At 69.4% G+C, this 26,207-nt stretch carries 24 protein-coding genes and 1 pseudogene; 10 read left to right on the plus strand and 15 right to left on the minus strand.

Annotation, left to right across the window (positions count from 1 at the left end; genetic code table 11):
- Positions 1 to 168 precede the first annotated feature (168 nt).
- Positions 169 to 2,901 (minus strand): aconitate hydratase AcnA, encoded by a 2,733-nt coding sequence (gene acnA / locus PKO50_RS12650; RefSeq protein ID WP_275629901.1) that lies wholly within the window; start codon positions 2,899 to 2,901, stop codon positions 169 to 171.
- Positions 2,902 to 3,245: 344 nt separating this feature from the next.
- Here acnA and rlmM point away from each other — a divergent pair, with 344 nt between their 5' ends.
- Together rlmM and PKO50_RS12660 are read left to right on the plus strand one after the other, a co-directional pair.
- On the plus strand, positions 3,246 to 4,298 hold the full coding sequence (rlmM, locus tag PKO50_RS12655) for a 23S rRNA (cytidine(2498)-2'-O)-methyltransferase RlmM (RefSeq protein ID WP_275629902.1): 1,053 nt from the start codon (positions 3,246 to 3,248) through the stop codon (positions 4,296 to 4,298).
- Between the two features lie 88 nt (positions 4,299 to 4,386).
- Complete coding sequence (locus tag PKO50_RS12660; protein WP_109935762.1) at positions 4,387 to 5,265, plus strand: MaoC family dehydratase; 879 nt, start codon at positions 4,387 to 4,389, stop codon at positions 5,263 to 5,265.
- 1 nt (position 5,266) lies between these two features.
- Here PKO50_RS12660 and PKO50_RS12665 read toward each other — a convergent pair whose 3' ends face one another.
- Genes PKO50_RS12665 through PKO50_RS12675 form a run of 3 tightly spaced genes read right to left on the minus strand, consistent with a single transcriptional unit; the run spans position 5,267 to position 6,824 of the window.
- Positions 5,267 to 5,950 carry a hypothetical protein gene (locus tag PKO50_RS12665; RefSeq protein WP_275629903.1) on the minus strand — a complete coding sequence of 228 codons (684 nt, stop codon included), beginning with the start codon at positions 5,948 to 5,950 and terminating at the stop codon, positions 5,267 to 5,269.
- Positions 5,860 to 6,225: a hypothetical protein gene (locus PKO50_RS12670; protein ID WP_275629904.1), complete on the minus strand. Its 366-nt coding sequence runs from the start codon at positions 6,223 to 6,225 to the stop codon at positions 5,860 to 5,862. The genes PKO50_RS12665 and PKO50_RS12670 overlap by 91 nt, the downstream gene beginning before the upstream one ends.
- Positions 6,222 to 6,824 (minus strand): alpha/beta fold hydrolase, encoded by a 603-nt coding sequence (locus PKO50_RS12675; RefSeq protein WP_275629905.1) that lies wholly within the window; start codon positions 6,822 to 6,824, stop codon positions 6,222 to 6,224. The genes PKO50_RS12670 and PKO50_RS12675 overlap by 4 nt, the downstream gene beginning before the upstream one ends.
- 159 nt (positions 6,825 to 6,983) lie before the next feature.
- Between PKO50_RS12675 and tusA the strand changes: the two genes are divergently transcribed.
- Both tusA and PKO50_RS12685 read left to right on the plus strand, forming a co-directional pair.
- A complete protein-coding gene (gene tusA / locus PKO50_RS12680; protein ID WP_009622807.1) occupies positions 6,984 to 7,223 on the plus strand; it encodes a sulfurtransferase TusA in 240 nt (79 codons plus the stop codon).
- A gap of 232 nt (positions 7,224 to 7,455) precedes the next feature.
- Positions 7,456 to 8,310 carry a LysR substrate-binding domain-containing protein gene (locus PKO50_RS12685; RefSeq protein ID WP_275629906.1) on the plus strand — a complete coding sequence of 285 codons (855 nt, stop codon included), beginning with the start codon at positions 7,456 to 7,458 and terminating at the stop codon, positions 8,308 to 8,310.
- Between the two features lie 450 nt (positions 8,311 to 8,760).
- Here the strand turns inward: PKO50_RS12685 and PKO50_RS12690 are convergent, their stop codons facing one another.
- From PKO50_RS12690 to PKO50_RS12705, 4 genes are all read right to left on the minus strand, one after another.
- Positions 8,761 to 9,330, minus strand: a complete 570-nt coding sequence (locus PKO50_RS12690; protein WP_275629907.1) for a DUF4865 family protein — start codon at positions 9,328 to 9,330, stop codon at positions 8,761 to 8,763.
- Between the two features lie 89 nt (positions 9,331 to 9,419).
- Complete coding sequence (locus tag PKO50_RS12695; RefSeq protein ID WP_275629908.1) at positions 9,420 to 11,828, minus strand: ATP-dependent DNA helicase; 2,409 nt, start codon at positions 11,826 to 11,828, stop codon at positions 9,420 to 9,422.
- Positions 11,825 to 13,474, minus strand: coding sequence for a VRR-NUC domain-containing protein (locus PKO50_RS12700; protein ID WP_275629909.1), 1,650 nt, complete (start codon positions 13,472 to 13,474; stop codon positions 11,825 to 11,827). The genes PKO50_RS12695 and PKO50_RS12700 overlap by 4 nt, the downstream gene beginning before the upstream one ends.
- A gap of 148 nt (positions 13,475 to 13,622) precedes the next feature.
- Positions 13,623 to 13,943: a hypothetical protein gene (locus tag PKO50_RS12705; RefSeq protein ID WP_275629910.1), complete on the minus strand. Its 321-nt coding sequence runs from the start codon at positions 13,941 to 13,943 to the stop codon at positions 13,623 to 13,625.
- Here PKO50_RS12705 and PKO50_RS12710 point away from each other — a divergent pair.
- The gene (locus PKO50_RS12710; protein WP_089393506.1) at positions 13,942 to 14,286 is read left to right on the plus strand and encodes a PilZ domain-containing protein; all 345 of its coding nucleotides are present in this window, start codon (positions 13,942 to 13,944) and stop codon (positions 14,284 to 14,286) included. The genes PKO50_RS12705 and PKO50_RS12710 overlap by 2 nt on opposite strands.
- On the opposite strand, the gene PKO50_RS12715 is transcribed toward PKO50_RS12710, so the two are convergent.
- From PKO50_RS12715 to PKO50_RS12745, 7 genes are read right to left on the minus strand one after another with little or no spacing between them, the layout of a single operon-like run.
- Positions 14,287 to 16,383: a flagellar biosynthesis protein FlhA gene (locus PKO50_RS12715; protein WP_109935532.1), complete on the minus strand. Its 2,097-nt coding sequence runs from the start codon at positions 16,381 to 16,383 to the stop codon at positions 14,287 to 14,289. It abuts the gene before it with no gap.
- The gene (locus PKO50_RS12720) at positions 16,380 to 17,522 is read right to left on the minus strand and encodes a flagellar type III secretion system protein FlhB (RefSeq protein WP_109935531.1); all 1,143 of its coding nucleotides are present in this window, start codon (positions 17,520 to 17,522) and stop codon (positions 16,380 to 16,382) included. Before PKO50_RS12720 ends, PKO50_RS12715 begins: the two co-directional genes overlap by 4 nt.
- Entirely contained in the window at positions 17,515 to 18,315 is an 801-nt protein-coding gene (fliR, locus tag PKO50_RS12725; RefSeq protein WP_109935530.1) for a flagellar biosynthetic protein FliR, read from the minus strand. The genes PKO50_RS12720 and fliR overlap by 8 nt, the downstream gene beginning before the upstream one ends.
- Positions 18,316 to 18,325: 10 nt before the next feature.
- Entirely contained in the window at positions 18,326 to 18,598 is a 273-nt protein-coding gene (locus tag PKO50_RS12730; protein WP_109935529.1) for a flagellar biosynthetic protein FliQ, read from the minus strand.
- A 7-nt stretch (positions 18,599 to 18,605) separates the two neighbouring features.
- Positions 18,606 to 19,361: a flagellar type III secretion system pore protein FliP gene (gene fliP, locus PKO50_RS12735; protein ID WP_109935528.1), complete on the minus strand. Its 756-nt coding sequence runs from the start codon at positions 19,359 to 19,361 to the stop codon at positions 18,606 to 18,608.
- A complete protein-coding gene (locus tag PKO50_RS12740) occupies positions 19,358 to 19,717 on the minus strand; it encodes a flagellar motor switch protein FliN (protein ID WP_275629911.1) in 360 nt (119 codons plus the stop codon). Before PKO50_RS12740 ends, fliP begins: the two co-directional genes overlap by 4 nt.
- Positions 19,714 to 20,553 carry a FliM/FliN family flagellar motor switch protein gene (locus tag PKO50_RS12745; RefSeq protein ID WP_275629912.1) on the minus strand — a complete coding sequence of 280 codons (840 nt, stop codon included), beginning with the start codon at positions 20,551 to 20,553 and terminating at the stop codon, positions 19,714 to 19,716. Before PKO50_RS12745 ends, PKO50_RS12740 begins: the two co-directional genes overlap by 4 nt.
- A gap of 501 nt (positions 20,554 to 21,054) precedes the next feature.
- Between PKO50_RS12745 and PKO50_RS12750 the strand changes: the two genes are divergently transcribed.
- The 5 genes and pseudogenes from PKO50_RS12750 to fliH all read left to right on the plus strand — a co-directional run bounded on the left by PKO50_RS12750 (position 21,055) and on the right by fliH (position 26,206).
- Positions 21,055 to 22,446 (plus strand): sigma-54 dependent transcriptional regulator, encoded by a 1,392-nt coding sequence (locus tag PKO50_RS12750; protein ID WP_275629913.1) that lies wholly within the window; start codon positions 21,055 to 21,057, stop codon positions 22,444 to 22,446.
- 13 nt (positions 22,447 to 22,459) lie between these two features.
- Positions 22,460 to 22,792, plus strand: coding sequence for a flagellar hook-basal body complex protein FliE (locus PKO50_RS12755; protein WP_275629914.1), 333 nt, complete (start codon positions 22,460 to 22,462; stop codon positions 22,790 to 22,792).
- Positions 22,793 to 22,812: 20 nt separating this feature from the next.
- A pseudogene (gene fliF, locus PKO50_RS12760) lies at positions 22,813 to 24,488 on the plus strand (flagellar basal-body MS-ring/collar protein FliF).
- Entirely contained in the window at positions 24,460 to 25,503 is a 1,044-nt protein-coding gene (locus PKO50_RS12765) for a FliG C-terminal domain-containing protein (protein ID WP_109935522.1), read from the plus strand. The pseudogene fliF and the gene PKO50_RS12765 overlap by 29 nt, the downstream one beginning before the upstream one ends.
- A gap of 7 nt (positions 25,504 to 25,510) precedes the next feature.
- Positions 25,511 to 26,206 carry a flagellar assembly protein FliH gene (gene fliH / locus PKO50_RS12770; protein ID WP_275629915.1) on the plus strand — a complete coding sequence of 232 codons (696 nt, stop codon included), beginning with the start codon at positions 25,511 to 25,513 and terminating at the stop codon, positions 26,204 to 26,206.
- Position 26,207 lies beyond the last annotated feature (1 nt).

The following is a 26,207-nucleotide window of genomic DNA, read 5'->3' on the forward strand; positions in this document are numbered from 1 at the left end:
CAGGGGAAGCCGTAGGAGCGGATCTTATCCGCGATTTCGCCGGCAAGGCCGGCGCCATCCCCACACCTACGGCAGACTCCGCATGGGGCGTAGGGCGTATGACCGTTCGCGGTCATACGCCGTTTCACCTATCTCCCCACCGGCTCCGACCTCGAACCGGGCGACTGCTCAGATCAGGCTGCGCAGCACGTAGTGCAGGATGCCGCCGGCCTTGAAGTACTCCACCTCGTTGAGGGTGTCGATGCGGCACAGGACCTCGAAGCTGTCCTGCTTGCCGTCCTCGCGGGTGACTTCCACCTTCAGCGTCATGTGCGGCTTCAGCTCGCCGTCCAGGCCGCGGATGTTCAGCACTTCCTTGCCGGTCAGGTTCAGCGCCCTGCGGTCCTGGCCGCCGGTGAACTGCAGCGGCAGCACGCCCATGCCCACCAGGTTGGAGCGGTGGATGCGCTCGAAACTCTCGGCGATCACCGCCTTGACCCCCAGCAGGTTGGTGCCCTTGGCCGCCCAGTCGCGGGACGAGCCGGTGCCGTACTCCTTGCCGGCGACTATCACCAGCGGCGTGCCCTCGGCCTGGTAGCGCATGGCCGCGTCGTAGATCGCCAGCTTCTCGCCGCTGGGTACGTGGAGCGTGTTGCCGCCTTCCTCGCCGCCGAGCATCTCGTTCTTGATGCGGATGTTGGCGAAGGTGCCGCGCATCATCACCTCGTGGTTGCCGCGCCGCGAGCCGTAGGAGTTGAAGTCGGCGTAGGCCACGCCGTGCTCGCTGAGGTAGCGCCCGGCCGGGCTGTCCTTCTTGATGTTGCCGGCGGGGGAGATGTGGTCGGTGGTCACCGAGTCGCCCAGCACCGCCAGCACCCTGGCCTTCTCGATGTCGGCCACCTTCGGCGGGGCCTCGGCGATGTGCTCGAAGAACGGTGGATGCTGGATGTAGGTGGAGTCGGCCTGCCAGGTGTAGGTCTGCGCCTGGGGCACTTCGATGGCGCGCCACTTCTCGTCGCCCTGGAAGACCTCGGCGTATTCCTTGTGGAACATCGCGGTGTCCACCTTCTGGATCGCCTCGGCGATCTCCTGCTGGCTCGGCCAGATGTCCTTCAGGTACACCGGCTGGCCGTCCTTGCCGGTGCCCAGCGGGTCCTTCGACAGGTCCAGGCGCACGCTGCCGGCCAGGGCGTAGGCTACCACCAGGGGCGGGGAGGCCAGCCAGTTGGTCTTCACCAGCGGGTGCACGCGGCCCTCGAAGTTGCGGTTGCCGGACAGCACCGAGGCCACCGTCAGGTCGGCCTGCTGGATGGCCTTCTCGATGGGTTCCAGCAACGGCCCGGAGTTGCCGATGCAGGTGGTGCAGCCGTAGCCCACCAGGTCGAAGCCCAGCTCGTCCAGGTAGCGCGTCAGGCCGGCGGCCTTGAAGTAGTCGGTGACCACCTTGGAGCCGGGGGCCAGCGAGCTCTTCACCCAGGGCTTGCGCTGCAGGCCCTTCTCCAGCGCCTTCCTGGCCAGCAGGCCGGCGGCCATCATCACGCTGGGGTTGGAGGTGTTGGTGCAGGAGGTGATGGCGGCGATGACCACCGCGCCATCCTGCAGGTGGTAGCTCTTGCCCTCGTGCTGGTACTCGATGCCCTGGCTCTCGGCGCTGCCCACCGCGGCGCCACCGCCGCCTTCATTGAGCAGGCGCGAGACTTCCGGGCTGCGCGCGGCCTTGGGCTGCAGCGCGAGGAAGTCGGCGAAGGCCTTGCCCACCTGGCCCAGGGGCACGCGGTCCTGCGGGCGCTTGGGCCCGGCCAGGCTGGCCTCGACGTCGCCCAGGTCCAGCTGCAGGGCGTCGGTGAACACAGGCTCGTGGCCCTTTTCGCGCCACAGGCCCTGGGCCTTGCAGTAGGCCTCCACCAGCTTGACGGTCTGTTCCGGGCGGCCGGACAGGCGCAGATAGCCCAGGGTGATCTCGTCCACCGGGAAGAAGCCGCAGGTGGCGCCGTATTCCGGGGCCATGTTGGCGATGGTGGCGCGGTCGGCCAGGGGCAGGTCGGCCAGGCCGTCGCCGTAGAACTCGACGAATTTCCCCACCACGCCCTTCTGCCGCAGCATCTGGGTGACGGTGAGCACCAGGTCGGTGGCGGTGATGCCTTCCTTCAGCTTGCCGGTAAGCTTGAAGCCGATCACCTCGGGGATCAGCATGGACACCGGCTGGCCGAGCATGGCCGCCTCTGCCTCGATGCCGCCGACGCCCCAGCCGAGCACACCCAGGCCGTTGATCATGGTGGTGTGCGAGTCGGTGCCGACCAGGGTGTCGGGGAAGGCGTAGGTGCGCCCGTCCTCGTCCTTGGTCCACACCGTGCGGCCCAGGTACTCCAGGTTGACCTGGTGGCAGATGCCGGTGCCCGGCGGCACCACGCGGAAGTTGTCGAAGGCGTTCTGGCCCCAGCGCAGGAAGGCGTAGCGTTCGCCGTTGCGCTGCATCTCGATCTCGACGTTCTCGGCGAAGGCGGCGTGGCTGGCGTAGCGGTCGACCATCACCGAGTGGTCGATGACCAGGTCGACAGGGGACAGCGGGTTGATCTTCTGCGCATCGCCCCCGGCCTTGGCCATGGCGTCGCGCATGGCGGCCAGGTCGACCACCGCCGGCACCCCGGTGAAGTCCTGCATCAGCACCCGCGCCGGGCGGTACTGGATCTCGCGGTCGGAGCGGCGCTCCTTCAGCCAGCCGGCCAGGGCGCGCAGGTCGTCGGCGTTGACCGTGTGGTTGTCCTCCCAGCGCAGGAGGTTCTCCAGGAGCACCTTGAGCGACTTCGGCAGCCTGTCCAGGTCGCCGAGCTGCTTCGCGGCTTCCGGGAGGCTGTAATAGTGGTAGGTCTTGCCGCCCACCTCTAGGGTGCGCAGGCTGTTCAGGCTGTCCACTGCGGGCATGACGTTCTCCTCAGGCTAGGTTCTGCCGGATCGACGGCACCGCTCCGATACTGACGGAGGCGCCGGGCGAAGAGCCCAGCATGGCGCAAAAGCAACGCGGATTGGCGGTAACTTCTGCATATCTGGCGGCATCCTGACGGTTTCCGGCATGCGTGCCCCGGGGCTGCCAGGCCCTGGAACGCGACTTCGGAACTCTCAAGCTAGACCGCTCCGGGCGGTCCTGCCATGGAGTCTGGACCCTTTGCCGCAGCCGCGGGTTCCCTCGGCCCGGCCTTCGCAGCGGGCGAATCCGGGTGAAAGCCGGCCGCTCAGCGACTATAGTGCGCGGCCAAGGAGACACCCCGATGAACACCCTGCTACTGCATTGCCGCCCGGGCTTCGAAAACGAGGTCTGCGCGGAGATTTCCGACCTGGCCGCCGGCCTGGACGTGGCTGGCTACGCCCGCGCCAAGCCGGCCACCGCCTACGCCGAGTTCGTCTGCCAGGAAGCCGACGGCGCCGACCGGCTGATGCGCCACCTGCGCTTTTCCGAGCTGATCTTCCCGCGCCAGTGGGCCCGCGGCACCGGTTTCGTCCAGTTGCCCGAGCAGGACCGCATCGGCGCGCTGCTGGAGGAGCTGGGCCCGTACCCGCTGTGCGGCAGCCTGTGGCTGGAAGTCTTCGACAGCAACGAAGGCAAGGAACTGTCGACCTTCTGCCGCAAGTTCGAGAAGCCCCTGCGCGCCGCGCTGGTCAAGGCCGGCAAGCTGCGCGAGGACCCGAGCCTGCCGCGCCTGCTGCTGACCTTCCGCTCCGGCCGCGAAGTCTTCGTCGGCCTCGCCGAGCCGCGCAACAGCGCCATGTGGCCGATGGGCATCCCGCGCCTGCGGTTCCCCCGCGAGGCGCCCAGCCGCTCGACCCTCAAGCTGGAGGAGGCCTGGCACCACTTCATCCCGCGCGCCGACTGGGACAAACGCCTGGCGCCGGGCATGCTCGCCGTGGACCTGGGCGCCGCGCCCGGCGGCTGGACCTGGCAACTGGTCAACCGCGAGATGCGGGTGATCGCCGTGGACAACGGGCCCATGGCCGAGAACCTGGTCTATTCCGGCCTGGTGGACCACCAGCGCGCCGACGGCTATGTGTTCCGGCCGCGGCAGACGGTGGACTGGATGGTCTGCGACATCGTCGAGAAGCCGGCGCGCACCGGCTCGCTGATCGAGACCTGGATCGGCGAGGGGCTGTGCCGCGAGGCGGTGGTCAACCTCAAGCTGCCGATGAAGCAGCGCTACGCCGAGGTGCGCAAGATCCTCGAACGCCTGCGCGAGAGCTTCCGCGAGCGCGGCCTGCGCGTGGCCATCGGCTGCAAGCAGCTGTACCACGACCGCGAGGAAGTCACGGTGCACCTGCGCCGCCTGTAGGGCCGCGGGCGATCCGCGACCTTCGGCGACTTGCCGTGGCGCCGCGCAGCGACCATGCTGTGCGGCGCACCCCCTCCCGGAGCCGCTCGTGAAGCGAAAGTTGCCCTCGCTGCTGGGCAGTTACAGCCGCATGTTGTTGCCGCGCCGTGGCCTGGGCCGTGGCGAGCGCCTGCCGAACCTGGCCATGGACAGCCGCAGCCTGCGCTTCGACGCCCGCCACCTGCGCGCCTACCGCCAGCACTTCGGCCTGGACCCAGGCCTGGGCGTGCCCCTGCTGTACCCGCAGGTGATCAGCCTGCCGCTGCACCTGCGCCTGCTCAGCCGTTCGCGCATGCCGCTGTCGATCCTCGGGCTGATCCACCTGCGCAGCCACATCCAGCGCTACCGGCTGCTGGAGGAGGGCGACCAGCTGCAGCTGGACTGCCGCATCCTCACCAGTCGGCGCAGCCCGCTGGGGCTGGAGGTGGACGTGGTGACCGAGGTCTGGCACCACGACATGCTCTACTGGCAGTCGATCACCACCTACCTGCGCCGCGGCGACTTCCTCGACGACCACGCCGAGCCCGACCCGCTGCCCGAGCGCGCCCAGTGGCATACCCTGGAAGTGCCCGCGCACCCCGGCGTGCAATGGCGCGTGCCGAAGATCGCCGGCTGGCGCTATGCGGGCCTGAGCGGCGACTTCAACCCGCTGCACCTGTCGCGCCTGATGGCCTCGCGCTACGGCTTCGGCAAGCCCTTCGCCCACGGCATGTGGAGCCTGGCGCGCAGCCTCACCGGCCGCCGCCTGGCCGAACAGGTGCGCCTGGACGTGCACTTCAAGGCGCCGCTGCCGCTGGGCAGCCAGGTGCGCCAGAGCCACCGCCGGCTGGGCCACAAGGAGCAGTGGGCGCTGCTGCCGGTGGACGGCGACGGCGAGCCGATGCTGCTGGCCCAGCTGGACGAGGCGCCCGCCGGGCCGCTGCGCTGAGTCAGCGGCCGGCCGCCAGGCGCGGCTGCAGCGGCAGCAGGGCGGGCAGTTGCACCTCGCCCTGCAGGTCTACCGCGCCGAACTGCCAGGAGCCGTTGAACAGGTACTGGCCGCTGAAGCCGCTGACCAGCAGGCCGATCTCGTCCCCCGCTGCCAGGCGGGCGCTGACCGCGTTGAGCCGCGTGGTGCCGCGGTTGAGCAACGGCTTGACCTGCTCGTCCAGCACCCGGGTGCGGCCGTCCGCGCCGCGAATCGCCAGCGAGGCGAACAGCAGCGCCTGCTCGCCCGCGCCCAGCGGCCGGGAGAGGCGCACCTCGGGGCTGCCGAGCAGGGCGCCGGGCTCGGCGACCTGGTGCAGCGGGATGAAGGTGCGGGGCTGCAGCAGCCCGCTGCTGGCCGGGCGTACCGGTGTCGGCGGCAGGGCCACGGTGGGGCCGGGGGCGGGCAGTTCGTCCAGCGCCAGGCCCTGGTCCAGGTCGAGGCTGACGCACAGCGAGGGCACGCTGTCGGCGGCGCCGGGGCGCCGGCGCAGCTTCTCCTCGTACCAGGCGAGGATGCCCTGGTAGAGGTTGATGGCACGCTCGCCGCAATGGATCACCGGCTCGTTGTTGAACGGCGGCAGGCCGCTCCAGGCCTGCAACGGCGGGGGCAGGATGTGCCCGCCCTGCATCCCCAGCAGGCGCACGTCGGCGCTGCCCTGGCGCAGGCACTGGCGGATCTGCAGGCCCTGGTCGAGGGGAACAGGGTGTCGCGCAGGCCCTGGATCAGCAGGGCGTCGGCGTGCGGGCGGCGGCCCTCGGCGCAGTAGCGCGCCAGGCTGTGGGCGGCCAGCTCGGCCCGCACCGGTGCGGCCATGCGCCCGCTGGCGCTGTGCAGGTAGTCGGCCTGGACGAACTTGCCCAGGTCGTAGCCGGTGGCCAGGCCCAGGCTGACCAGCACGCCGCCCCAGCCCATCTTCAACTGGCCATCGGGGCCAGGGCGTCGCTCAGGTCGTACCAGGTGGCGATGGGCACGATGGCGTCGATGCGCGGGTCTTGCGCCGCGGCCAGCAACTGCACGGCGCCGCCGTAGCTCTCGCCGAGCATGCCCAGCCGCGGGTCGCCGGGGCCGTCCATGCTCAGCCGCGGCAGGTGCGCGGCGGCCCAGTCGATCACCGCGCTGGCGTCGCTCACCTCGAAGCGCGGGTCCATCATCTCGATGCGCCCGTCGCTGCCGCCCCAGCCGCGCTGGTCGTAGCTGACCACCCAGTAGCCGGCCTTCCAGGCCTTGAGCGCGGCGCGCCCGGACATCATGTTCTGGCCATAGAAACCGTCCGGCCCGGTCACCCGCCAGCCGCCCCAGCCGTGGGTGTGCACGACCAGCGGCGCCGTCTCGCCGGCCTTGAGCGCCGGCTGGAACACGGTGGCGGACAGCCGCGTGCCGTCGCGGGCGGTGATCACCGCCTCGTACCAGCTGGCCGGCAGGTCCTGCCCGGCGCTGGCGGCGTAGTCGGGCAACTGGTCGCGGGCGGCGCAGGCGGTGAGCAGCAGGGCGAGGCAGAGCAGGGCGGGCAGGCGCATGGGCGGGGGACATCCGCTGTCGGGGAAGGCGCCGAGCTTAGCCCAGCGCGGCGCAGCGGGGGCCCGACGAAAGGTTGGGCCATTGCCGTTCGCCCGCGACGCGTGACCCTGCGCCCCGCTTTGGGCGACAATGCGCCATTCGTTTTGCGGAGCCTCTCCATGTCCCAGCCTGTCGACGCCATCCTCGACGCCACCGGCCTGAACTGCCCCGAACCGGTCATGATGCTGCACAACAAGGTGCGCGACCTGCCGGCTGGCGGCCTGCTCAAGGTCATCGCCACCGACCCCTCCACCCGCCGCGACATCCCCAAGTTCTGCATCTTCCTCGGCCACGAACTGGTGGAGCAGCAGGAAGAGGCGGGCACCTACCTGTACTGGATCCGCAAGAAGCTCGACTGAGCCGCCACCGCCGACGATGTTTCCTGGGCGTAGGGCGAATAACCGTTCGCGGTTATCCGCCGCTACACCTCGGCTCAACCCGAGTTCACGGCCAACCCTGGTGATCTGATCGGCGGATAACGCCGGAGGCGTTATGCGCCCTACGTCGGCCACAGGGAAAACGCCTCGCCCGCTTGACCCTCCCATGGCAAAGTCGAATGCTGTCCGCTCTCGGTCATTGAAAGTGGACATCATGAAAGCCCTGGACATCGAGGCCGTGCAGGCCTTCGTGCTGGTCGCCGAGCTGAAGAGCTTCACCCGCGCCGCCGAGGCCCTGGCCAGCACCCAGTCGGCGGTGAGCCTGAAGATCAAGCGCCTGGAGGACGGCCTCGGCCGCCGCCTATTGGAGCGCACGCCGCGCCTGGTGCGGTTGTCCGCCGACGGCGGGGTGTTCCTGGAAGCGGCCCGCGCCCTGGTGGCGGCGCACCGCCAGGCGCTGGGCGCGTTCGCCGGCGGCCAGCCCAGGCGGCTGGTGGTGGGCATCAGCCACCATATCGTCGGCGCCGAACTGCCCGGGTTGCTGCGCCAGCTCACCCGCACCGAGCCGGGGCTGCTGCTGGAACTGCGGGTGGACAGTTCGCGGGAAACCCTGGAGCGCTTCGACCGCGGCGAACTGGACGTGGCCCTGGTGCTGCAGCAGGGCCCACCACGCCAGGACGGCGAGGTGGTGCTGCAGGAACCCTTCGCCTGGATGGGCGCTGCCGACTTCCAGCCATTGCCCGGCCAACCGCTGCCCCTGGCCACCCAGGCCGAGCCCTGCAGCGTGCGGCGCATGGCGGTGGACGCCCTGGACCAGGCCGGTGTGGCCTGGCGCGAGGTGTTCGTCGGTGGTGGGCTGATGACCATTGGCGCGGCGGTGAGTGCGGGCATAGCCGTGGCAGCCCTGGGCCGCCGGGTGGCGCCAGCGGGGTGCGAGGACGTGGGGGCGCGGCTGGGGCTGCCGGCGTTGCCGGGGCGCGATGTGCTGCTGTTCTCCCATCCCCGGGATGCGCAGGCGCAGGGGATGTTGCGGACGTTGGTGGCGGCGGTGCGGAGTACGGTGGGGTAAAGGATGGTTACCTGGGGGCTTTTCGTAGGAGCGAGCTTGCTCGCGAACGAGGTTTCCCGGGACTTCGGCGCCAAGATTGGAGCACCCTCTCCCCAGCCCTCGGCTGCGCGCCCCGCCCTGAAGGGAGAGGGGGCTAGTCCGTGCCGAGAAAGGATTTGGTGTCAGCCGGCCACTCGGTGCAAGCCGGCTAACGCGGAAATACCAGCGCACGCCGAACGGTCCCCTCTCCCTTCAGGGAGAGGGTTAGGGAGAGGGGGCGGAGTCAAGCCGAAACACTGCAATTGCCGGGAAACTCCATTCGCGAGCAAGCACGCTCCTACGAAAAGCCCCATCCTTACCCCACCAGCACCCGAGCCACCCGCACCACACCCCAGGCCATCCCCAGCACCATGAAGGCGCCGAAGGCCAGCCCCGCCAGTTGTGCCGCCAGTTCCCGTTTCTGCCTGTCGTTCATGGCAGTCGCTCCAGCCCTGGCCGTGCCAGGTACAGGACTTCGTAGCCGAGGCTGCCCGCGCGTGCCTCCAGTGCCTCGGCACTGAGGCTGAAGCGCAACAGCGTCCAGCGCTGCAGGTCGGCCACGACCCAGGCCGCCAGCACATCCTCCCGGCCCAGCAGCGCCTCGCCGGCGGCCAGCGCGCCGTCGCGCAGGGCGGCGGCGCCTCTATCGGACAAGGGTAGTTCCTCGCGGTACAGCGAGCGGGCCGGGCGATCGAAGGCGGGGCCGCGGCGGGCGTCCAGCGGCAGCCAGGTTTCCACCGCGGGCCGGCCGAAGCTGTCGATCACCCCCTGGAAGGCCTCGCTGGCCAGGAAGGCCGCGGCGGCGGCCGGTTCCTGCCAGAGGTAGACCGAGGCGTAGAGGTTGCCTTCGGCGCCGTGGCGGCCCTTTTCCTGGAGGACGAAGGCCTTGCACGCCAGGCCCGGCCAGGCGTCCCAGTGCGGGCCCTTGCTGGCGGCGCGCTGGCGGATGGCGCCCATGTCGTGTTCCGCCGGCAGGCGGTGGCTGTATTGCATGGCGAACATGGCGGACTCCTTTATCCGTGGGCCTGGAAGGAGTCTGAGCGGCCGTAGTCATGCGAAACAGATATGAACGATTGTTTCAGTGATTCGATCTAGAAATCATTGAAGCCCAGTTCGCCCTGGGCCTGCTCCGGCTTCGGCCGTGCCGGGCGCTGGCGGGTGGGCGGCGGTGCCGGTTTGCGCGGCGCGCTGTTTTCCGCCTCCGGCTCCGGCGGCGGCAGGGCCAGGCGGCAGCTGCGCACGGTCCACCAGCGCGGCAGCAGTTGGCGCACTTCGCTGCGGCCGAAGCGGTCGTCGATCAGCCAGACCACGCCTTCGTCCTGCTGGGTGCGGATCACCCGGCCGGCCGCCTGCACCACCTTCTGCAGGCCGGGGTAGAGGTAGGTGTAGTCGTAGCCGTCGCCGCCGCCATTTCCAAAGAGGGCATGCATGCGCTGGCGGATTTCCTCGTTCACCGTGTTCACCTGGGGCAGCCCCAGGGTGGCGACGAAGGCGCCGATCAGGCGGTCGCCGGGCAGGTCGATGCCCTCGCCGAAGGCGCCGCCGAGCACCGCGAAGCCGATGCCGCGGCCGCCGTTGCGGAACTGTTCGAGGAAGCCTTCGCGCTCGGTCTCGTCCATGTTGCGCGCCTGCACCCAGACCGGCACCCCGGGCTCGTCGCGGACGAAGCGTTCGCGCACCTGCTCCAGGTAGGCGTAGCTGCTGAAGAAGGCCAGGTAGTTGCCCGGCCGCTCGCGGTACTGCCGGGCCATCAGTTCGCAGATCGGCCGCACCGACTGGGCGCGGTGCCGGTAGCGGGTGGACAGGTTGCGCACCACCTGCACCTCCAGCTGTTCGGCGTGGAACGGCGATTCCACGTCGATCCAGGCGGTGTCCTGCGGCAGGCCCAGCAGGTCGCGGTAGTAGTGCGCCGGTGTCAGGGTGGCGGAGAACAGCGTGCAACTGTGGGCCTCCTCGAAGCGCGGGGCGAGGAAGGGCGCGGGGATGACGTTGCGCAGGCACAGGGTGGAGTAGACCCGGCCGCTTTCGGTCTGGCAGCGGGTGATGTCGAACAGCGAGTGCTCGCCGAAGGCCTCGGCCAGGCGGCAGAAGGCCATGGCGTCGAGGTAGAAGCCCAGCAGCTCAAGGCTGTTGCCGTCGGGCTGCTCGCTGAGGTGGTCGGTGATGGCGGTCACCGCCTTCTGCAGCGCGAGGATGAACAGCTCCGGCGCCAGCGGGTAGACCTGGTATTCCACTTCCTGGTCGCGGTGCAACTGGTTCCAGTGGCGGCCGACGCGCTCCAGCGCGCCCTTCAGCTTGGCCGGGGCGACGCGGCGCAGGTCCTGGAAATCGGCCTGGTCGAGTTCGCCGGTGTACATCTTGCGCCCGCGCTCCACCAGGTTGTGGGCCTCGTCCACCAGCAGAGTCACCTTCCACTCGTTGAGCACGGTGAGCGCGTAGAGCAGGGCGCTCATGTCGAAGTAGTAGTTGTAGTCGCACACCACCACGTCGGCCCAGCGGCTCAGCTCCTGGCTCAGGTAGTAGGGGCAGATGCCGTGCTCGCGGGCCACCTCGCGGACCCGCGCCTGGTCCAGCCAGGCGCCGTCCAGGGCGGCCAGGCGGGCGGCCGGCAGGCGGTCGTAGAAGCCCTTGGCCAGCGGGCAGGAGTCGCCGTGGCAGGCCTTGTCCGGGTGTTCGCAGGCCTTGTCGCGGGCTACGTGTTCCAGCACCCGCAGCGGCAGCTCGGGTTCGTCCTGGCGCAGGCTGGCCAGGGCCTCCAGGGCCAGGCGCCGGCCGGGGGTCTTGGCGCTGAGGAAGAACAGCCGGTCCAGGCCCTGGCCGGGCATGGCCTTGAGCTGTGGAAACAGGGTGCCGAGGGTCTTGCCGATGCCGGTGGTGGCCTGGGCCATCAGGTGGCGGCCGTCGCGGGCGGCGCGGTACACCGCCTCGGCGAGCTGGCGCTGGCCGTGGCGGAACTGCGGCCAGGGGAAGCGTAGGCTTTCCAGGGCTGTATCGCGCGCCGCGCGGTGGGCCATCTCGCGTTCGGCCCAGGTCATGAAGCGCTGGCAGTGCTCCTCGAAGAAGGCGTGCAGTTCGTCGGCCGTGAAGCGCTCCTGGAATACCGTCTCCTTCTGCGTCATGACGTTGAAGTAGACCACCGCCAGGTCGATTTCCTCCAGATCCTGCAGGGCGCAGAGCAGCCAGCCGTAGACCTTGGCCTGGGCCCAGTGCAGCTGGCGGTGGTTGTCGGGGATGCGGGCGATGTCGCCGCGGTGCGTCTTGATCTCTTCCAGGCAGTTGCGCGCCGGGTCGTAGCCGTCGGCACGGCCGCGCACCAGCAGGTTGCGGTAGGCGCCGGCCAGCGGCAGTTCGGCGAGGTAGCCGGGGCCGCGGCGGCCGACCACGGTGGCGTGGCCGGCCATGCCTTCCTGGGCGGTGGGCGAGGGGGTGAAGCGCAGGTCGAGGTCGCCGACCTTGGCGGTGAACTCGCAGAGTGCGCGCACCGCGACCTGGTAGTTCATGCGGCCGGCTCCCCGGCCCAGGTCACGTAGCAGACCTCCACCGGCATGCCGTGCGCGGCGCAGAAGGCCAGCCAGCGCTTCTGGTTGTCCTGCAGGCGGTCGCCGGGGCCCTTCACCTCGATCATCCGGTAGCGGCCCTCGGCGGGCCAGAACTGGATCAGGTCGGGCATGCCGGCGCGGTTGGCCTGCAGGTCTTCCAGCAGGCGGCCGAACCAGGCCTTCAGGTGCGCCGCCGGCAGGCAGGCCAGGGCCTGTTCCAGCAGGTTCCCGTCCAGCAGCTCCCAGAACACGAAGGGCGATTGCAGGCCCTGTTTCTCGCAGTGGATGCGGCGCATCTCGTCGGCGTAGGCGCCGCTGTCGAGCAGTGCCAGGCGCGCTTCGAACAGCCCGGCGCGACGGGCGCGGAACTGGCTGTCGTAGAGGTCCGCGGGGCCTGCGTGGAAGGGGTGGAAGAAGGCGCCCGGCAGCGGGGTGAAGATCACTTCCCAGCAGAGCAGGCCGAACAGGCCGAGGACCAGGGTGTTCTCTACGTAGTGCACCGGCGCTTCGGGGCGGGCCAGGTGCAGTTGCACGCACTGCTCGACGCTCAGGCCGGGCTGCGGCTCCAGCTCCAGGTCGATGCGTGGCGGCGGCTCGGCCCTGGCCTTCGCCGGCTGGGCGTGGCCGAGCTGGCGGCGCAGGCGCACCAGGGCGCGCTCGATCAGCTGCGCCTCGGCGGCGTCCTGGGGCTGGGCCGCGGCCTGCAGGGCCAGGTCGTAGGCATCGGCATGGCGTTCCAGGCGCTCCAGCACGCGCACCTGGCGTTGGCGGGCGCTGGCGTGTTCGCTGGCGGCATAGACCTGCAGGGCGCCTTCCCAGTCGGCTTCGCGCTCCAGTTGCTGGCCGATGTGGAACAGCACGCGTCCGCGACGGCGCTGCAGCTGGGCGGTGCCGCAGTCGACGCTGGCGATCAGCGGCAGCAGTTCCTGGGCAGCGGCGCCCAGGTCGAAGGCTTCGCGGCAGCGCTGCAGGAACAGGTGCGCGTCGACCTCGTCGCGGCTGGCGAAGCCGCGGGATTCGCGGGTCAGCGGGACGGTTTCATAGCGCAGGATGCCCAGGTCGGTGAGGACGAATTCGGTCCAGTCCTGGTACAGGTTGCCGAAGAACATCAGGCGCAGGCGCTCCACCTGGGGCGCGATGGCCAGGCTGTAGACCGCCTCGTCCAGCTGTGGGCACCAGGCGGCGAAGGGCCGCGGCTCGGCGTCGACCGCGGCCAGTTCGGCCTGCAGCTCCGGCTTGCGCAACTGGCGGCTGGACAGCTGGGCGCCGAAGCAGTCGAGGATTTCGTCCTTGCGCAGCAGGCCGAAGAGTTCTTCCAGGCCCAGCGCGGCGGCGCCATCCAGCCAGCCGGCCTCCAGCAGCGGCGCGGCGGCCCGGCGCGGGCAGCCGATCTCGGCGTAGTCCAGCTTGCTGGCGCGAAAATGCGGGCCCTTGCGCATGATCAGCCGCACCAGCAACGCCCGGGCCTCCAGCGGCATGGCCTGGAAGTCGCGGAGGAAGGCGCGCTCGGCGGCGTCGAAGAGGTCGTCGTAGCGTTCTTCCAGCCAGGCGAGGGCGCGGTGGAAGTTGGCCAGGTAGTAGAAGCGCGGGTCGGTCTGGAAGGGCATGGGCGAGGGCTGGGGCTGTATTTTTATACAGATATCAGTTGGGGTGGGGATTGGCAATCGGTGGGGGATGGGTGGGGGATTTGTTGGTTGGGGGGCTTTTGGGCTTTTCGTAGGAGCGAGCTTGCTCGCGAATGGCGTCTCCCTGTCGCTACATGGCCTGGGGTTGACGCCGTTCCCTCTCCCTAACCCTCTCCCTGAAGGGAGAGGGGACTGGGTCGGCGTGCTCGACAAGGTCGAAGTCAGCCGGAGGTTCCGGCTGGATCCATATCCCACCATCGGTACGGACTGCCCCCTCTCCCTTCAGGGAGAGGGCTGGGGAGAGGGTTACGGACTTCGGCCCTGCTCCGGAGCCAGGCTTGGCACCGCTGTTCGCGAGCAAGCTCGCTCCTACAGTTTCGAAGCACACCTTAAGGTTTCCCGCCTCCCGGTCGCTTTGGGTTTCAAATCCCCGCACGACGAGGTCGGGCATGCGCCAGCACAACCGTATCGTATTCCGCTCCATGTTCCGCATCCGCGTGCTCGACGCCGGCGGCAAGCTGCTCGGCTATGTCGCCGACCTCTCCGAAAGCGGCCTGAAGATTCGCTGCGACCTGCTGCTGGCGCCGGACAGCCTGCATGACCTGCGCCTGCGCATGCGTGACCGCGAGGACCGCCTGCGCGAGGCCGAGGTGAAGGTGCGTTGCGTGTGGTCTGGGGAGAATGCCCAGACCGGCCAGTACGAGGCCGGCCTGGCGCTGGAGCAGCCGTCGGTTTCCTTCCACGCGCTGATGGCCGAGCTGCGCGCCGGGCGCCGCAGCGCGACGCCCGGCTGATCAGCCGAGGGTGCCCAGGACGTTCACCGCCACCCGCTCGGGTATCTCGTTCTGCGACAGTACGTGCAGCCCCGGGCTGAAGACTCTTGCATAACGCGCGAGCAGCGGGCGCAGCTGCGGCATCACGGTGAGGATCGGCGGGTGGCCTTCCTTGCGCAGCTTTTCCTTCACCACCGGCATGGTGTTCTGCAGCTGGTTGAGCAGGTTGGGCTCCACCGGGATGTTGTCCAGGCTCACCGGGCCGGCTTGCTGGGCGATGGCCAGGGCGCTGAGCAGGGTGTTCTCCAGGTTGTTGTCGAGGATGAACACCGACAGCTCGCCACGCTCCCCGGCGATGCCCGAGACGATGCTGCGGCGCAGCGCGTAGCGCACGTCCGAGGCCAGCAGCAGCGGGTCCTTGGTGGTCTCGGCGGCTTCCACCAGGGTAGTGGCGATGCTCACCATGTCGCGCAGCGGCACCTGTTCCTGCAGCAGCTGGCGGTAGACGCGGTGCTGCAGGCTGAAGCTCAGCTGCGCGCGCAGGTGCTCGGCGAGCTTGGGCGCCTGGGCCGCCAGGCGTTGCATCAGGTGCTCGACGTCGTCGTGCTTGAAGATGTCCGGCAGGTGCTCGCGGATCACCTTGTTCAGGTGGGTGGCGATGACGCTGGCGCAGTCGATCACCTGGTAGCCGAGGTTGAGCGCGCGCGGCTTGTCCTCCGGGCGGATCCACACCACCGGCATCTGGTAGGCCGGGTCGTGGCCGAGGATGCCGTCGACCTCGCCGTAGGTTTCCGCCGAGGGAATGGCCATCAGGCGGTCGGCGTGCAGCTCGGCGCCGTCGATGCGCTCGCCGCTGATGTGGATGGCGTACTGCGAGGCCTTCAGCCGCAGGCTGTCGCGGATGTGGATTTCCGGCAGCAGGAAGCCCAGGCTCTCCGACAGCGTCTGGCGCACCCCGCGCACCCGCTGCACCAGGGGCGCGCCGCCGGCCTCGTTGACCAGCCCGACCAGCTTGTAGCCCAGGGAGATGGACAGCCGCTCCACCAGCGGGATGTCTTCCCAGCCCAGCTGCTGGGCGCGCTCCTGGTCCATGGCCTTGCCGATGGCCTCGGCCTGCTCCAGGCCCTGCGCCTCGCCTGGCGGCTCGGCCAGGGACACGCGCCAGGCGACGAAGGCGATCAGCGCGGCGAAGCCGAAGAAGGCCAGGTGCGGCATGCCGGGGACGATCGCCAGTACCGTGACGATGCCCGCCACCGTGTACAGCAGCGAGGGCGAGGCGAGCATCTGCCGGCGCACCAGCGCGGTGATCTCCGCCGACTCGTTGACCCGCGTGATGATGATGGCCGCGGCGGTGGACAGCAGCAGCGCCGGGATCTGCGCCGCCAGGCCGTCGCCGATGGTCAGCAGGGCGTACTGGCGGAAGGCGTCGGCGCCGGCCATGGCGTAGACGAACACGCCGATGGCCACGCCGCCGAACAGGTTGATCAGCAGGATCAGGATGCCGGCGATGGCGTCGCCGCGGACGAACTTGCTGGCGCCGTCCATGGCCCCGTAGAAGTCGGCCTCCTTGGACACCTCGGCGCGGCGCTTCTTGGCCTCGGCCTGGTCGATCAGGCCGGCGTTGAGGTCGGCGTCGATGGACATCTGCTTGCCCGGCAGGGCGTCCAGGGTGAAGCGCGCGGTGACCTCGGAGATGCGCTCGCCGCCCTTGGTGATGACCATGAAGTTGATGATGGTGAGGATCACGAAGACGATCAGGCCGACGATGAAGTTGCCGCCGATGACCACGTGGCCAAAGGCCTCGATCACCTTGCCGGCCGCCGCCGAGCCGGTGTGGCCGTCGAGCAGCACCACCCGCGAGGAGGCGACGTTCAGCGACAGCCGCAGCAGGGTAGTGACCAGCACCACCGTGGGCAGCAGCGAGAAGTCCAGCGGGCTGCGCGAGGACACGCTGACCATCAGCACCAGCAGGGCGATGCCGATGTTGAAGGTGAAGAGCACGTCCAGCAGCAGCGGCGGCAGCGGCAGGATGATCATCGCGAGGATGGAGAGGATGACCAGCGGGATGCCGATCCGCCCGCTGCGCAGTGTCGGCAGGAGCTGCTCGAGGAAGTTCATGGTTGGCCTCTGCTTGCCAGGCTGTCGGGGATGGGGAGGTTCTTGGCCAGTTCCGGCTTGCGCAGCCGGCGCCCCTGGCGGTAGGCGCGCAGCTGCAGGATGTAGGTGAGGACGTGGGCCACGGCGGTGTAGAGCCCGGCCGGGATCTGCTGGTTGACCTGGGTGCTGAAGTAGATGGCGCGGGTCAGCGGCGGCACCTCCAGCACTTCCAGGTCGTGTTTGGCGGCCATCTGGCGGATGTACAGGGCCATCTCGTCCATGCCGCGGGCCAGCACGTAGGGGGCCTGGGCCTTCTTCGGGTCGTACTTGAGGGCCACGGCGAAGTGCGTCGGGTTGGTCAGCACCACGTCGGCCCTGGGCAGCACGCGGTTGATCTGGCGCTGCAGCATCTGCCGCTGCACCTGGCGGATGCGTGCCTTCACTTCCGGGCGGCCTTCCTGGTTCTTGTGCTCCTCGCGGCGCTCCTGCTTGGTCATGCGCATGCGCTTGCGGAACAGGAAACGCTGCAGCGGGATGTCCAGCAGCGAGAAGAACACGAATACCGCCAGCAGGCCGATCAGGGTGTCGAACAGCAGGCCCAGGGCGCCGCCGATGGCGCTGCGGATGTCGCTGCGCTGCAGCGCGATCAGCTGCGGCAGGGCGTCCAGCAGCAGGTACCAGGCCACGATCAGCAGCACCGCCATCTTCAGCAGCGACTTGAGCAGCTCGGTGAGGTTCTGCATCGAGAACATCCGCGCAAGGCCGGTGATGGGGTTGAGCTTGCCGGCCTTGAAGGCCAGGTTGGCCGAGGCGAAGATCCAGCCGCCGGGCACCATGCCGAAGGCCACCACCAGCAGCGGGGTGAGCAGCAGCGGCAGCAGCAGCTGGACCATCAGCCAGATGTGCTGGCCGAGGATCAGCGCCAGGTCGTCCAGGCCCACTTCGCTGCGGTTCAGGTCCAGGTAGGCGAAGCGGAAGCTCTCGGCCAGGCCGTCGAAGAAGCGCCCGACGCAGGCCTTGAGCACCAGCAGGGTGCACAGCAGCGCCACGGTGCCGGCCAGGTCCCTGGAGCGTGGCACCTGGCCCTTCTGCCGGCTCTGGCGCAGCTTGTGCTCGCTGGCCTCTTCGGTCTTTTCCTGGGAGCCGCCCTGTTCAGCCATGGCTGGCGCCTCGCAGCAGCTGGCCGAGGTTGTCCAGCAGCGCGCGGGTGAGCTGCAGGTAGGTGTCGGGCAGGTCCGGCAGGGTCAGGCGGATGCACGCGAGGCCGGCGAGGATGGCCATGGGGAAGCCCAGGGAGAACAGGTTCATCGCCGCCGAGATGCGGTTGAGCAGGCCGAAGCAGAACTGCACGAGGAACATGCAGAAGGCCAGCGGCAGGCTGATCAGGGTGGCGGCGGAGAACACCCAGGCCAGGGCGTAGGCCAGGGTGGCGAAGCCGGCGTAGGCCAGGCCGCCGCCCACCGGCCAGTAGTGGAAGCTCTGGTAGAGCACGCTGATCACCAGCAGGTGGCCGTCGCTGGCGAGGAACAGCAGGGCCAGCAGCAGGAAGTACAGCTGGCCGACCACCGAGGACGAGGACACGCCGTTCACCGGGTCGTTGTAGCGCGCCATGGCCATGCCCATCTGGGTGGACACCACTTCGCCCACCAGGCTGAAGATCACGAATACCAGCTGCAGCGCAAGACCCAGCACGGCGCCCACGGCGATCTGCTCCAGCGCCGCCAGCAGGCCCTCGGCGGATAGCGCCTGGATGGCCGGCGGGCGGGGCAGGGCGCCGGCCAGCGCGAGGGTCAGGCCCATGGCCAGGAGGATGCGTACCTGGCGCGGCAGCGAACGGTGGTTGAGCAGCGGCGCCATGGCGAGCATGGCCATGATCCGGCAGAACGGCCACCAGTAGCGCTGCAGTTCCTGCAGGTACTGGCTGGCCTGCAGCAGGGACTCGTTGGCGTGCATCGCTGCGGGCCTAGCCGACCAGGTGCCCGGCCTGGCGGAAGGTCTCGATGAACAGGTCGCTGAGCGTGCGCAGTATCCAGTGCCCGGCGAACACCAGCATGCCCAGGGTGATGAGCAGCCGCGGCAGGAAGCTGAGCATCTGTTCGTTGATCTGCGTGGCGGCCTGGAAGATGCTCACCAGCAGGCCGCCGAGCAGGCTCGGCACGACCAGCACGCAGACCACGATGGCGGTGATGTGCACGGCGTTGGCGATGATCTCGACGGCGTATTCCGGGGTGAGCATGGCGGCCTCAGAACGGCTGGATGCTGGAGGTGAGGGTGCCCATCAGCAGCGCCCAGCCATCGACCAGGACGAACACCATGAGCTTGAACGGCAGCGAGATCATCATCGGCGAGAGCATCATCATGCCCATGGCCATGAGCACGCTGGCCACCACCAGGTCGATGACCAGGAAGGGCACGAAGATCATGAAGCCGAGCTGGAAGGCGGTCTTCAGCTCGCTGAGCACGTAGGCCGGCAGCAGCAGGGAGAAGTCCAGCTCGGCCTTGTCCGCCGGCATCTTCTCGCCGGCCAGGGCCAGCAGGGTGTCCAGGGAGGTCTTGCCGGTCTGCGCGAGCATGAAGCGGCTCAAGGTGCCCTTGGCCCGGCCCAGGCCTTCCTCCAGGGTGATGGCGTCGCTCTGGAAGGGTTCGTAGGCCTCGGTGTAGACCTCCTTCCACACCGGGCGCATGACCAGCAGCGTCATGCACAGGGCGATGCCCACCAGCACGTTGTTCGGCGGGCTCTGCTGCAGGCCCATGGCCTGGCGCAGGATGGCCAGCACGATGATGAAGCGGGTGAAGCTGGTCATCATCAGCAGCATGGCCGGCAACAGCCCGAGCAGGGTCATCACCACCAGGATCTGCAGCTTCACGCTCAGTTCCTGGCCGTGGCCGGTGTCGTTCAGGCTCAGCAGCGAAATCTCGCCGCCGGCGGCCAGCACCACGCCGGGCAGCATGCCGGCCAGCGCCAGGCCCAGGGCCAGCCAGTGCCGCGCGCGTTTCATCGGGCCAGGTCGTCCAGCCCGGCGCCGCACAGTTCCAGCACGCGCAGGCCGTAGTTGCCGTTCATCACCACCACCTCGGCCTTGGCGAACAGGGCGCCGTTGACCTTCAGGTCCAGCGGCTCGCCGGCCAGCTTGTCGAGGACGATGACGCTGGAGGTATCGACTTCCATCAGCTCCTTCAGGGAAATCTCGGTGGAGGCCACCTCCAGGGTGAGGTTCACCGGGATCTTGCCGAAGAAGCTCAGGTCCTGGCGCGGCGCCGGGCTGTCCTGGGCGGCGGCCGGGGCGGCCTCGTCGAGGGCCAGGCCGGCGTCGTTGAGGAGGTTGTCCAGTTCGCTGTCGGTGACTTGGCTCATGGGCTTTTCACGCTCTCGAGGGAGGTCAGGAAGAGGCCGCCGTCTTCTTCGAAGAGGGTGCCGCGGAAGAGTTTCTGCTGGTTCACCTGCACCTCGCAGCGCTCCAGCAGGCGCACCGGCAGGATGTCGCCGGGGCGCAGCTCCAGCACCTGGGCCAGTGGCAGCTGCAGGGCGGCGATGACGCAGTCCAGGCGCACCGGCAGGTGCACCAGGTGCTGCGCCGGGCTGCCGTTCAGGCGCGCCGGCGGCGGGCCGGCCAGGCGGGTGGTGAGGGCGTCGGCCAGTTCGGCGTCCAGGTAGATGAACAGCGAGGCCTGGCTGCCGGTGATGTGGCTGAGGAAGTGGAACTCGGCCACGTACTCCCAGCTCACCAGCTCGTAGTCGTTGTCGTGGGGGATCAGCTCGCCGAAGGTATCGCCCAGCAGCAGCGAGCGGGCGAACAGCTGGGTCACGTCCACCCCCAGGCGCTTGCGCATGCGCTGCTCGGAGGTGCTGATCGGCGGGGTGTCGTGGCTGGGCAGCGAGGTGCCGCCGTAGTAGCACTCCAGGGCCTCGGTCAGCAGCGGGCGGTCGATGGCGAAACCGACCTTGCCGAAGGGGCAGCGGAAGATGCATTCGGCCGGCCGCGGCGCACTTTCCTGGACCTCGACTTTCTGCAGTTCCAGGTTGATGCGGTAACTGCGCAGGAAATAATCGCTGATGATGCGCGGATGCTTGTGGGCGATCTCGCGAATATATTGCGGAACCCTGTGGTAATGCCGGCCCAACTTGTGTGGCTGCAGGCGCACGAGTCTTTCCGAGGGCACGCCGTGGTGGACTTTGGATTGGCCAGTCATGGGTTGGGTCGACTTCCGGAAGTTGGGCTGCGAAGGCGTTCGCCGGGGCGCGGCCGAGGCGGCGCGGGGCGAACCTGGGGCGCTCGCCGCTGGCGCGGGTTTTACGCGCAGCAGAGCCTGCAGATGGGGCGGGAGTCTAGGGAGGCGGGGGCTTGCGGTTAAATCAATAGATATCAAATGACGTTTTTGATCGTCATTTTCGGGCGCCTGAGCGGATTTGACGAAAACTGACTCGGCAGTCTCCCTGTGATCTGGTTAACGTTGCGCCTGTGACGGGGTTCTGCTGAAAAAGTTCCCCGGCAAGATTGAAGGGCGACAGGAAAAAGCCATTCCTTAAGGCCCTCTTCGGATAAAGGGGAAGGTATTCGGTCATTCCTTCCTATAGAGGCTGGAAGTTCGTTCGGCCACTGCCTGCCGGCAAATGAAAGTTCATCGCCGCCGTGGCTTGGATGGAATAACCGAGTGCTGTCCCGTGGGCGGCCCAGACGCAGGAAAGTTGCATTGAAACAGTTCAGTCAATTGGCCAGTTGCAGTGAAGAAGCAAGCCTGGCGGATCAGCAGGTGGTGATCGTCGGCGGCGCCGGCGAGATCGGCCTGGACCTGCTCAATGACGGCCTGGCGCGCCTGGGCCGGCGCGTGCTGCGGGTGAAGAACGCGGCCGAGCTGGACGGCGTCGACCTAGCGGCCTGCGGCCCGGTCTTCGTCTTCGCCGAGCGCCGCCCGCAGCGCAGCTTCCCGCAGATCGGCGAACTGCTGCAGCGCGTGCCGCAGCTGAGCCTGGTGCCGGTGGTGGAATACGCCGACCAGGAAATGGCCGCCCAGCTGCTGGAAATGGGCTGCATCGACTACCTGCTGGCGCCCTTCAGCGAGAGCCAGCTGACTGCGCTGCTGCACCGCCAGGAGCAGGCGGCGGTGGCCGGCGAGGGCTTCGTCTCGCAGTCGCGCGCCGGGCGCCGCCTGCTGGCCCTGGCCCAGCGCGTGGCGCAGACCCGCGCGCCCATCCTCATCAGCGGCGAGACCGGCACCGGCAAGGAGCTGATGGCGCGCTACATCCACCGCTTCTCCGCCGAGCCGCAGGCGCCCTTCGTGGCGGTGAACTGCGCCGCCATCCCCGAGCAGATGCTCGAGTCCATCCTCTTCGGCCACGAGCGCGGCGCCTTCACCGGCGCGGTCAGCGCCCAGCCGGGCAAGTTCGAGCAGGCCAACGGCGGCACCCTGCTGCTGGACGAGATCGGCGAACTGCCCCTGGGCCTGCAGGCCAAGCTGCTGCGCGTGCTGCAGGAACAGCGCGTGGAGCGCCTGGGCGGGCAACGCGAGATCCGCCTTAACGTGCGCATCATCGCCGCCACCAACCGCGACCTGCAGGAGGAAGTCAGCGCCGGCCGCTTCCGCGCCGACCTGATGTTCCGCCTCGACGTGCTGCCGCTGCACATCAGCCCGCTGCGCGAGCGCAAGGACGACATCCTGCCCCTGGCGCAGCGCTTCATCGGCCAGTACGCGCCCCAGGAGCGCCATGCCGAGCTGCTCACCGAGGCGGCCCGGCAGGCCCTGCTGGCCCACGACTGGCCGGGCAACGTGCGCGAGCTGGAGAACGTCATCCAGCGCGCCCTGGTGCTGCGCGCCGGGCTGTTCATCCAGCCGCGCGACCTGGGCCTGGCGCCGCCGGCCGAGCAGGCGGCGAGCGTGCCGGTGGCCCCGCCGCTGCCGGGCGAGGGCGGCAAGGCGGCCCTGCGCGCCAGCGGCAAGTGGGCCGAGTACCAGCACGTGATCGACACCATCCGCCGCTTCGGCGGGCACAAGACCAAGGCCGCGGAAAGCCTCGGCATGACCCCCCGCGCCCTGCGCTACCGCCTCAACGCCATGCGCGAGCAGGGCGTGAACCTGTCCTTCTGACCCGAGAGTCGCCATGAACCCCATCGAGCAGGCCCGCAGCGAGATGCTCGGGCAGATGCAGCAGTTGCGCGAGCTGTCGGCCGCGCCCATCCGCCCGGCCAGCCCAGCCCCCGGCGGCGCCGCCGAGCCCGGCTTCGGCAACGCCTTCGAGGACGCCCTGCGCGCCGTCGACGCCCAGCAGCACCAGGCCAGCCAGGCCATGGCCGCGGTGGACAGCGGGCGCAGCGACGACCTGGCCGGCGCCATGGTCCAGAGCCAGCAGGCCAGCGTGTCCTTCAGCGCGCTGCTGCAGGTGCGCAACAAGCTCACCACCGCCTTCGACCAAGTCATGAACATGCCGCTGTGACGGCGCACAAGGGCTGAACCGTGCTGCACAAGATCAAGAACCGCCTGCCCCTGGACAAGCTGCGCCTGGACCCGCGCCTGAGCCTGCTGGGCCTGGCCGGCGCCGCCGCGCTGCTGGCCCTGGGCAGCACCTGGTACCTGTGGCGCGACCAGGGCGCCTTCCACCCGCTGTACGGCGCCGGCGAGGCCTACCCGGCGGCCGAGGTGATGCAGGTGCTGGACGCCGACAGCATCGCCTACCGCCTGCACCCGCAGAGCGGCCAGGTGCTGGTGCGCGACGACCAGCTGGCGCGGGCGCGCATGCTGCTGGCGGCCAAGGGCGTGAAGGTCGCGGTGCCGGCCGGCTACGAGCTGTTCGACAAGGACGAGCCGCTGGGCACCAGCCAGTTCGTCCAGGACGTGCGCCTGAAGCGCAGCCTGGAAGGCGAGCTGGCGCGCACCGTGATGGCCATGGAAGGGGTGCAGCAGGCCCGCGTGCACCTGGCCATCGACCAGCAGAGCTCCTTCGTGGTCAGCCAGCGCGAGCCGGCCAAGGCCTCGGTGATGCTGCAACTGGCCCCGGGCAGCCGGCTCAAGCCCGAGCAGGTGGCGGCGGTGGTCAACCTGGTGGCCAACAGCGTGCCGCAGCTGCAGCCGGAGAACGTCAGCGTGGTCGACCAGCACGGCGTGCTGCTCTCCCGAGGGCTCGCCGCCTGGGGCGGGGCGCAGCAGAACGGCCAGCTGGTGGACGACTTCCAGCAGAAGGCGGTGGCCAACGTCGAGCAGGTGCTGGCGCCCATCGTCGGGCCGGGCAACTACCGCGTCAGCGTGGCCGCCGACATCGACTTCAGCCAGAAGGAAGAGACCCTGCAGCGCTACGGCGATACGCCGCGCCTGCGCCGCGAGACCCTGCGCGACGACAACACCGTGGACGAACTGGCCCTGGGCGTGCCCGGCTCGCTGAGCAACCGCGCCCCGGCCAAGCCGCCGGAGCCGCAGCCGGGCGCGAACAACGCCCAGGCCCAGCAGGCCCAGGGCAGCCAGGACAAGGCGGCCACCTCGCAGCGCAAGGAATCCAGCCGCCAGCTCGACTACGACCAGGACATCACCCACGTCAGGCACGCGCCCTTCAACCTGCGCCAGCAGAGCGTGGCGGTGATGATCAACGCCGCCGCCGCCCCGAGGGTGGCTGGAGCGAGGAAACCCGCAAGCAGCTGGAGCAGGCGGTGAAGAACGCCGTGGGCTTCAACGCCGCGCGCGGCGACAGCCTGTCGCTCAGCGTGCTGCCCTTCGTCGCCTCCGCGCCGCTGGACGAGCCGGTGCGCTGGTGGGACGACGCCCAACTGCAGGGCTGGGTGCGCCTGGGCGTGTTCACCCTGGTCAGCCTGCTGTTGCTGCTGCTGGTGGTGCGCCCCGCGGTGCGCAGCCTGACCCAGCGCAAGCCGGCGCCGGCCGCGGGCGAGGAGGGTGCGGGCACCCTGCTGGCCAACGAGCACGGCGAACGCCTGCTGGCGCGGGTCGGCGATGCGCCGCGCGCCCTGGGCCTGTTCAGCGAACTCAACCCGCTCTCGGAAATCCGCCTGCCGGCGCCGGGCTCGGGCCTGGAGCACCAGATCGAGCACCTGCAGATGCTGGCCAAGAACGATCCCGAGCGGGTCTCCGAAGTGATCAAGCAATGGATAGGGCGCAATGAGCGAGACCTCAACCCCGTCGGCTGACGAAGCGCGCGTGCCGGTGCGCCGGCGCGCCATGAGCTCCATGGAGCAGGCGGCGATCCTCATGCTGAGCATGGGCGACGAGACCTCGGCCGGGGTGCTGCGGCACTTCTCCCGCGAGGAGATCATCAGCATCAGCCAGGCCATGGCGCGGCTGAACAACGTCAAGCTGCCCATGGTCTCGGACGTGATCGGCCGCTTCTTCGAAGACTACAAGGAGCAGAGCAGCATCAAGGGCGCCTCCCGCGGCTACCTCGCCGGCATGCTCGGCAAGGCCCTGGGCAGCGACATCACCCGCAGCCTGCTGGACAGCATCTACGGCGAGGAAATCCGCGCCAAGATGGCCCGCCTGGAATGGCTGGACCCCAAGCAGTTCGCCGCGCTCATCGCCAACGAGCACGCGCAGATGCAGGCGGTGTTCCTCGCCTTCCTGCCGCCGTCCATGGCCAGCCAGGTGCTGGAGTGCCTGCCGGCCGAGCGCCAGGACGAGCTGCTGTACCGCATCGCCAACCTCAGCGAGGTCAGCAGCGAGGTCATCGCCGAGCTGGAACAGCTGATCGACCGCAGCCTGGCGGTGCTCTCCACCCAGGGCTCGCAGGTGCGCGGCATCAAGCAGGCGGCGGACATCATGAACCGCTTCAAGGGCGACCGGAACCAGATGTTCGAGCTGCTGCGCGGCCACGACTCCGGCCTGGTGGAGCGCATCGAGGAAGAGATGTACGACTTCTTCATCCTCTCCCGGCAGAGCCAGGACACCCTGCAGGCGCTGCTCGAGGCCATCCCCCTGGAAGAGTGGGTGGTGGCGCTCAAGGGCGCGGAACCGGCGCTGGTCAAGGCCATCCAGGGCGCCATGCCCAAGCGCCAGGCGCAGCAGATGGACGCCATCAAGCGCCGCCAGGGCCCGGTGCCGCTGAGCCGCGTCGAGCAGGTGCGCCGCGACATCATGGCGATGGTCCGCGAGCTGGCCGCCGAAGGCGAGATCCAGCTGCAGCTGTTCCGCGAACAGACGGTGGAGTGAGGCAGCCATGACGGTCAAGGTGATCCGCGGCGGCGCCCGCGACTGGCGGCCGTACCGCTTCCCGCCGCGCTGCAGCGGGGCGTTGCAGGAGCAATGGCACGGCGGCGATCCCGCCGAGCTGCAGAAGGCCGTGGCCGAGGGCTACCAGCAGGGCAGCGACAAGGGCTACCGCGAGGGCCTGGAGCAGGGCCGCGAGGCTGGCCACGACGAGGGCCTGCGCCAGGGCCGCCAGGAAGGCCTGCGCCTGGGGCGCGAGGAAGGCCGCGAGGAGGGGCGCCGCCTCTTCGAGACCGCCGCCCAGCCGCTGGACCGGCTGTGCGGGGAGCTTTGCCGCTTCGCCGAAACCTTCGAGGCGCAGCGCCGCGAGCAATTGCTGGAACTGGTGCAGAAGGTGGCCCGGCAGGTCATCCGCTGCGAGCTGACGCTGCACCCCACGCAGCTGCTGAGCCTGGCCGACGAGGCCTTGGCGGCCATGCCGGAACAGCCGGACAGCGTGCAATTGCAGCTCAACCCCGAGGAGTGCGCGCGCATCCGCGAACTGGCCCCCGAGCGCGCCGCCGCCTGGCGCCTGGTGCCCGACGAGCGCCTGGCCCTGGGCGAATGCCGCCTGCTCACCGCCGAGGAAGAAACCGACATCGGCTGCCAGCAGCGCCTGGACAGCTGCATGCAGGTGCTCGGCGAGCACCTGCTGGGCGACGACTGAC

The sequence above is a fragment of the Pseudomonas sp. 273 genome, assembly GCF_029201425.1.
Classification (GTDB): Bacteria; Pseudomonadota; Gammaproteobacteria; order Pseudomonadales; family Pseudomonadaceae; genus Pseudomonas; species Pseudomonas delhiensis.

Bases quoted from the DNA above. Each gene is read 5' to 3' on its own strand.
- PKO50_RS12685 (WP_275629906.1), top strand. From the start codon at position 7,456: ATGAAAGCCCTGGACATCGAGGCCGTGCAGGCCTTCGTGCTGGTCGCC.
- acnA (WP_275629901.1), bottom strand. From the start codon at position 2,901: ATGCCCGCAGTGGACAGCCTGAACAGCCTGCGCACCCTAGAGGTGGGC.
- PKO50_RS12745 (WP_275629912.1), bottom strand. From the start codon at position 20,553: ATGACTGGCCAATCCAAAGTCCACCACGGCGTGCCCTCGGAAAGACTC.
- PKO50_RS12755 (WP_275629914.1), top strand. From the start codon at position 22,460: ATGAACCCCATCGAGCAGGCCCGCAGCGAGATGCTCGGGCAGATGCAG.
- PKO50_RS12730 (WP_109935529.1), bottom strand. From the start codon at position 18,598: ATGCTCACCCCGGAATACGCCGTCGAGATCATCGCCAACGCCGTGCAC.
- PKO50_RS12700 (WP_275629909.1), bottom strand. From the start codon at position 13,474: ATGCCCTTCCAGACCGACCCGCGCTTCTACTACCTGGCCAACTTCCAC.
- PKO50_RS12705 (WP_275629910.1), bottom strand. From the start codon at position 13,943: ATGCCCGACCTCGTCGTGCGGGGATTTGAAACCCAAAGCGACCGGGAG.
- PKO50_RS12690 (WP_275629907.1), bottom strand. From the start codon at position 9,330: ATGTTCGCCATGCAATACAGCCACCGCCTGCCGGCGGAACACGACATG.
- PKO50_RS12720 (WP_109935531.1), bottom strand. From the start codon at position 17,522: ATGGCTGAACAGGGCGGCTCCCAGGAAAAGACCGAAGAGGCCAGCGAG.
- PKO50_RS12765 (WP_109935522.1), top strand. From the start codon at position 24,460: ATGAGCGAGACCTCAACCCCGTCGGCTGACGAAGCGCGCGTGCCGGTG.
- PKO50_RS12695 (WP_275629908.1), bottom strand. From the start codon at position 11,828: ATGAACTACCAGGTCGCGGTGCGCGCACTCTGCGAGTTCACCGCCAAG.
- fliR (WP_109935530.1), bottom strand. From the start codon at position 18,315: ATGCACGCCAACGAGTCCCTGCTGCAGGCCAGCCAGTACCTGCAGGAA.
- PKO50_RS12740 (WP_275629911.1), bottom strand. From the start codon at position 19,717: ATGAGCCAAGTCACCGACAGCGAACTGGACAACCTCCTCAACGACGCC.
- PKO50_RS12675 (WP_275629905.1), bottom strand. From the start codon at position 6,824: ATGCGCCTGCCCGCCCTGCTCTGCCTCGCCCTGCTGCTCACCGCCTGC.
- fliH (WP_275629915.1), top strand. From the start codon at position 25,511: ATGACGGTCAAGGTGATCCGCGGCGGCGCCCGCGACTGGCGGCCGTAC.
- PKO50_RS12710 (WP_089393506.1), top strand. From the start codon at position 13,942: ATGCGCCAGCACAACCGTATCGTATTCCGCTCCATGTTCCGCATCCGC.
- PKO50_RS12715 (WP_109935532.1), bottom strand. From the start codon at position 16,383: ATGAACTTCCTCGAGCAGCTCCTGCCGACACTGCGCAGCGGGCGGATC.
- tusA (WP_009622807.1), top strand. From the start codon at position 6,984: ATGTCCCAGCCTGTCGACGCCATCCTCGACGCCACCGGCCTGAACTGC.
- fliP (WP_109935528.1), bottom strand. From the start codon at position 19,361: ATGAAACGCGCGCGGCACTGGCTGGCCCTGGGCCTGGCGCTGGCCGGC.
- rlmM (WP_275629902.1), top strand. From the start codon at position 3,246: ATGAACACCCTGCTACTGCATTGCCGCCCGGGCTTCGAAAACGAGGTC.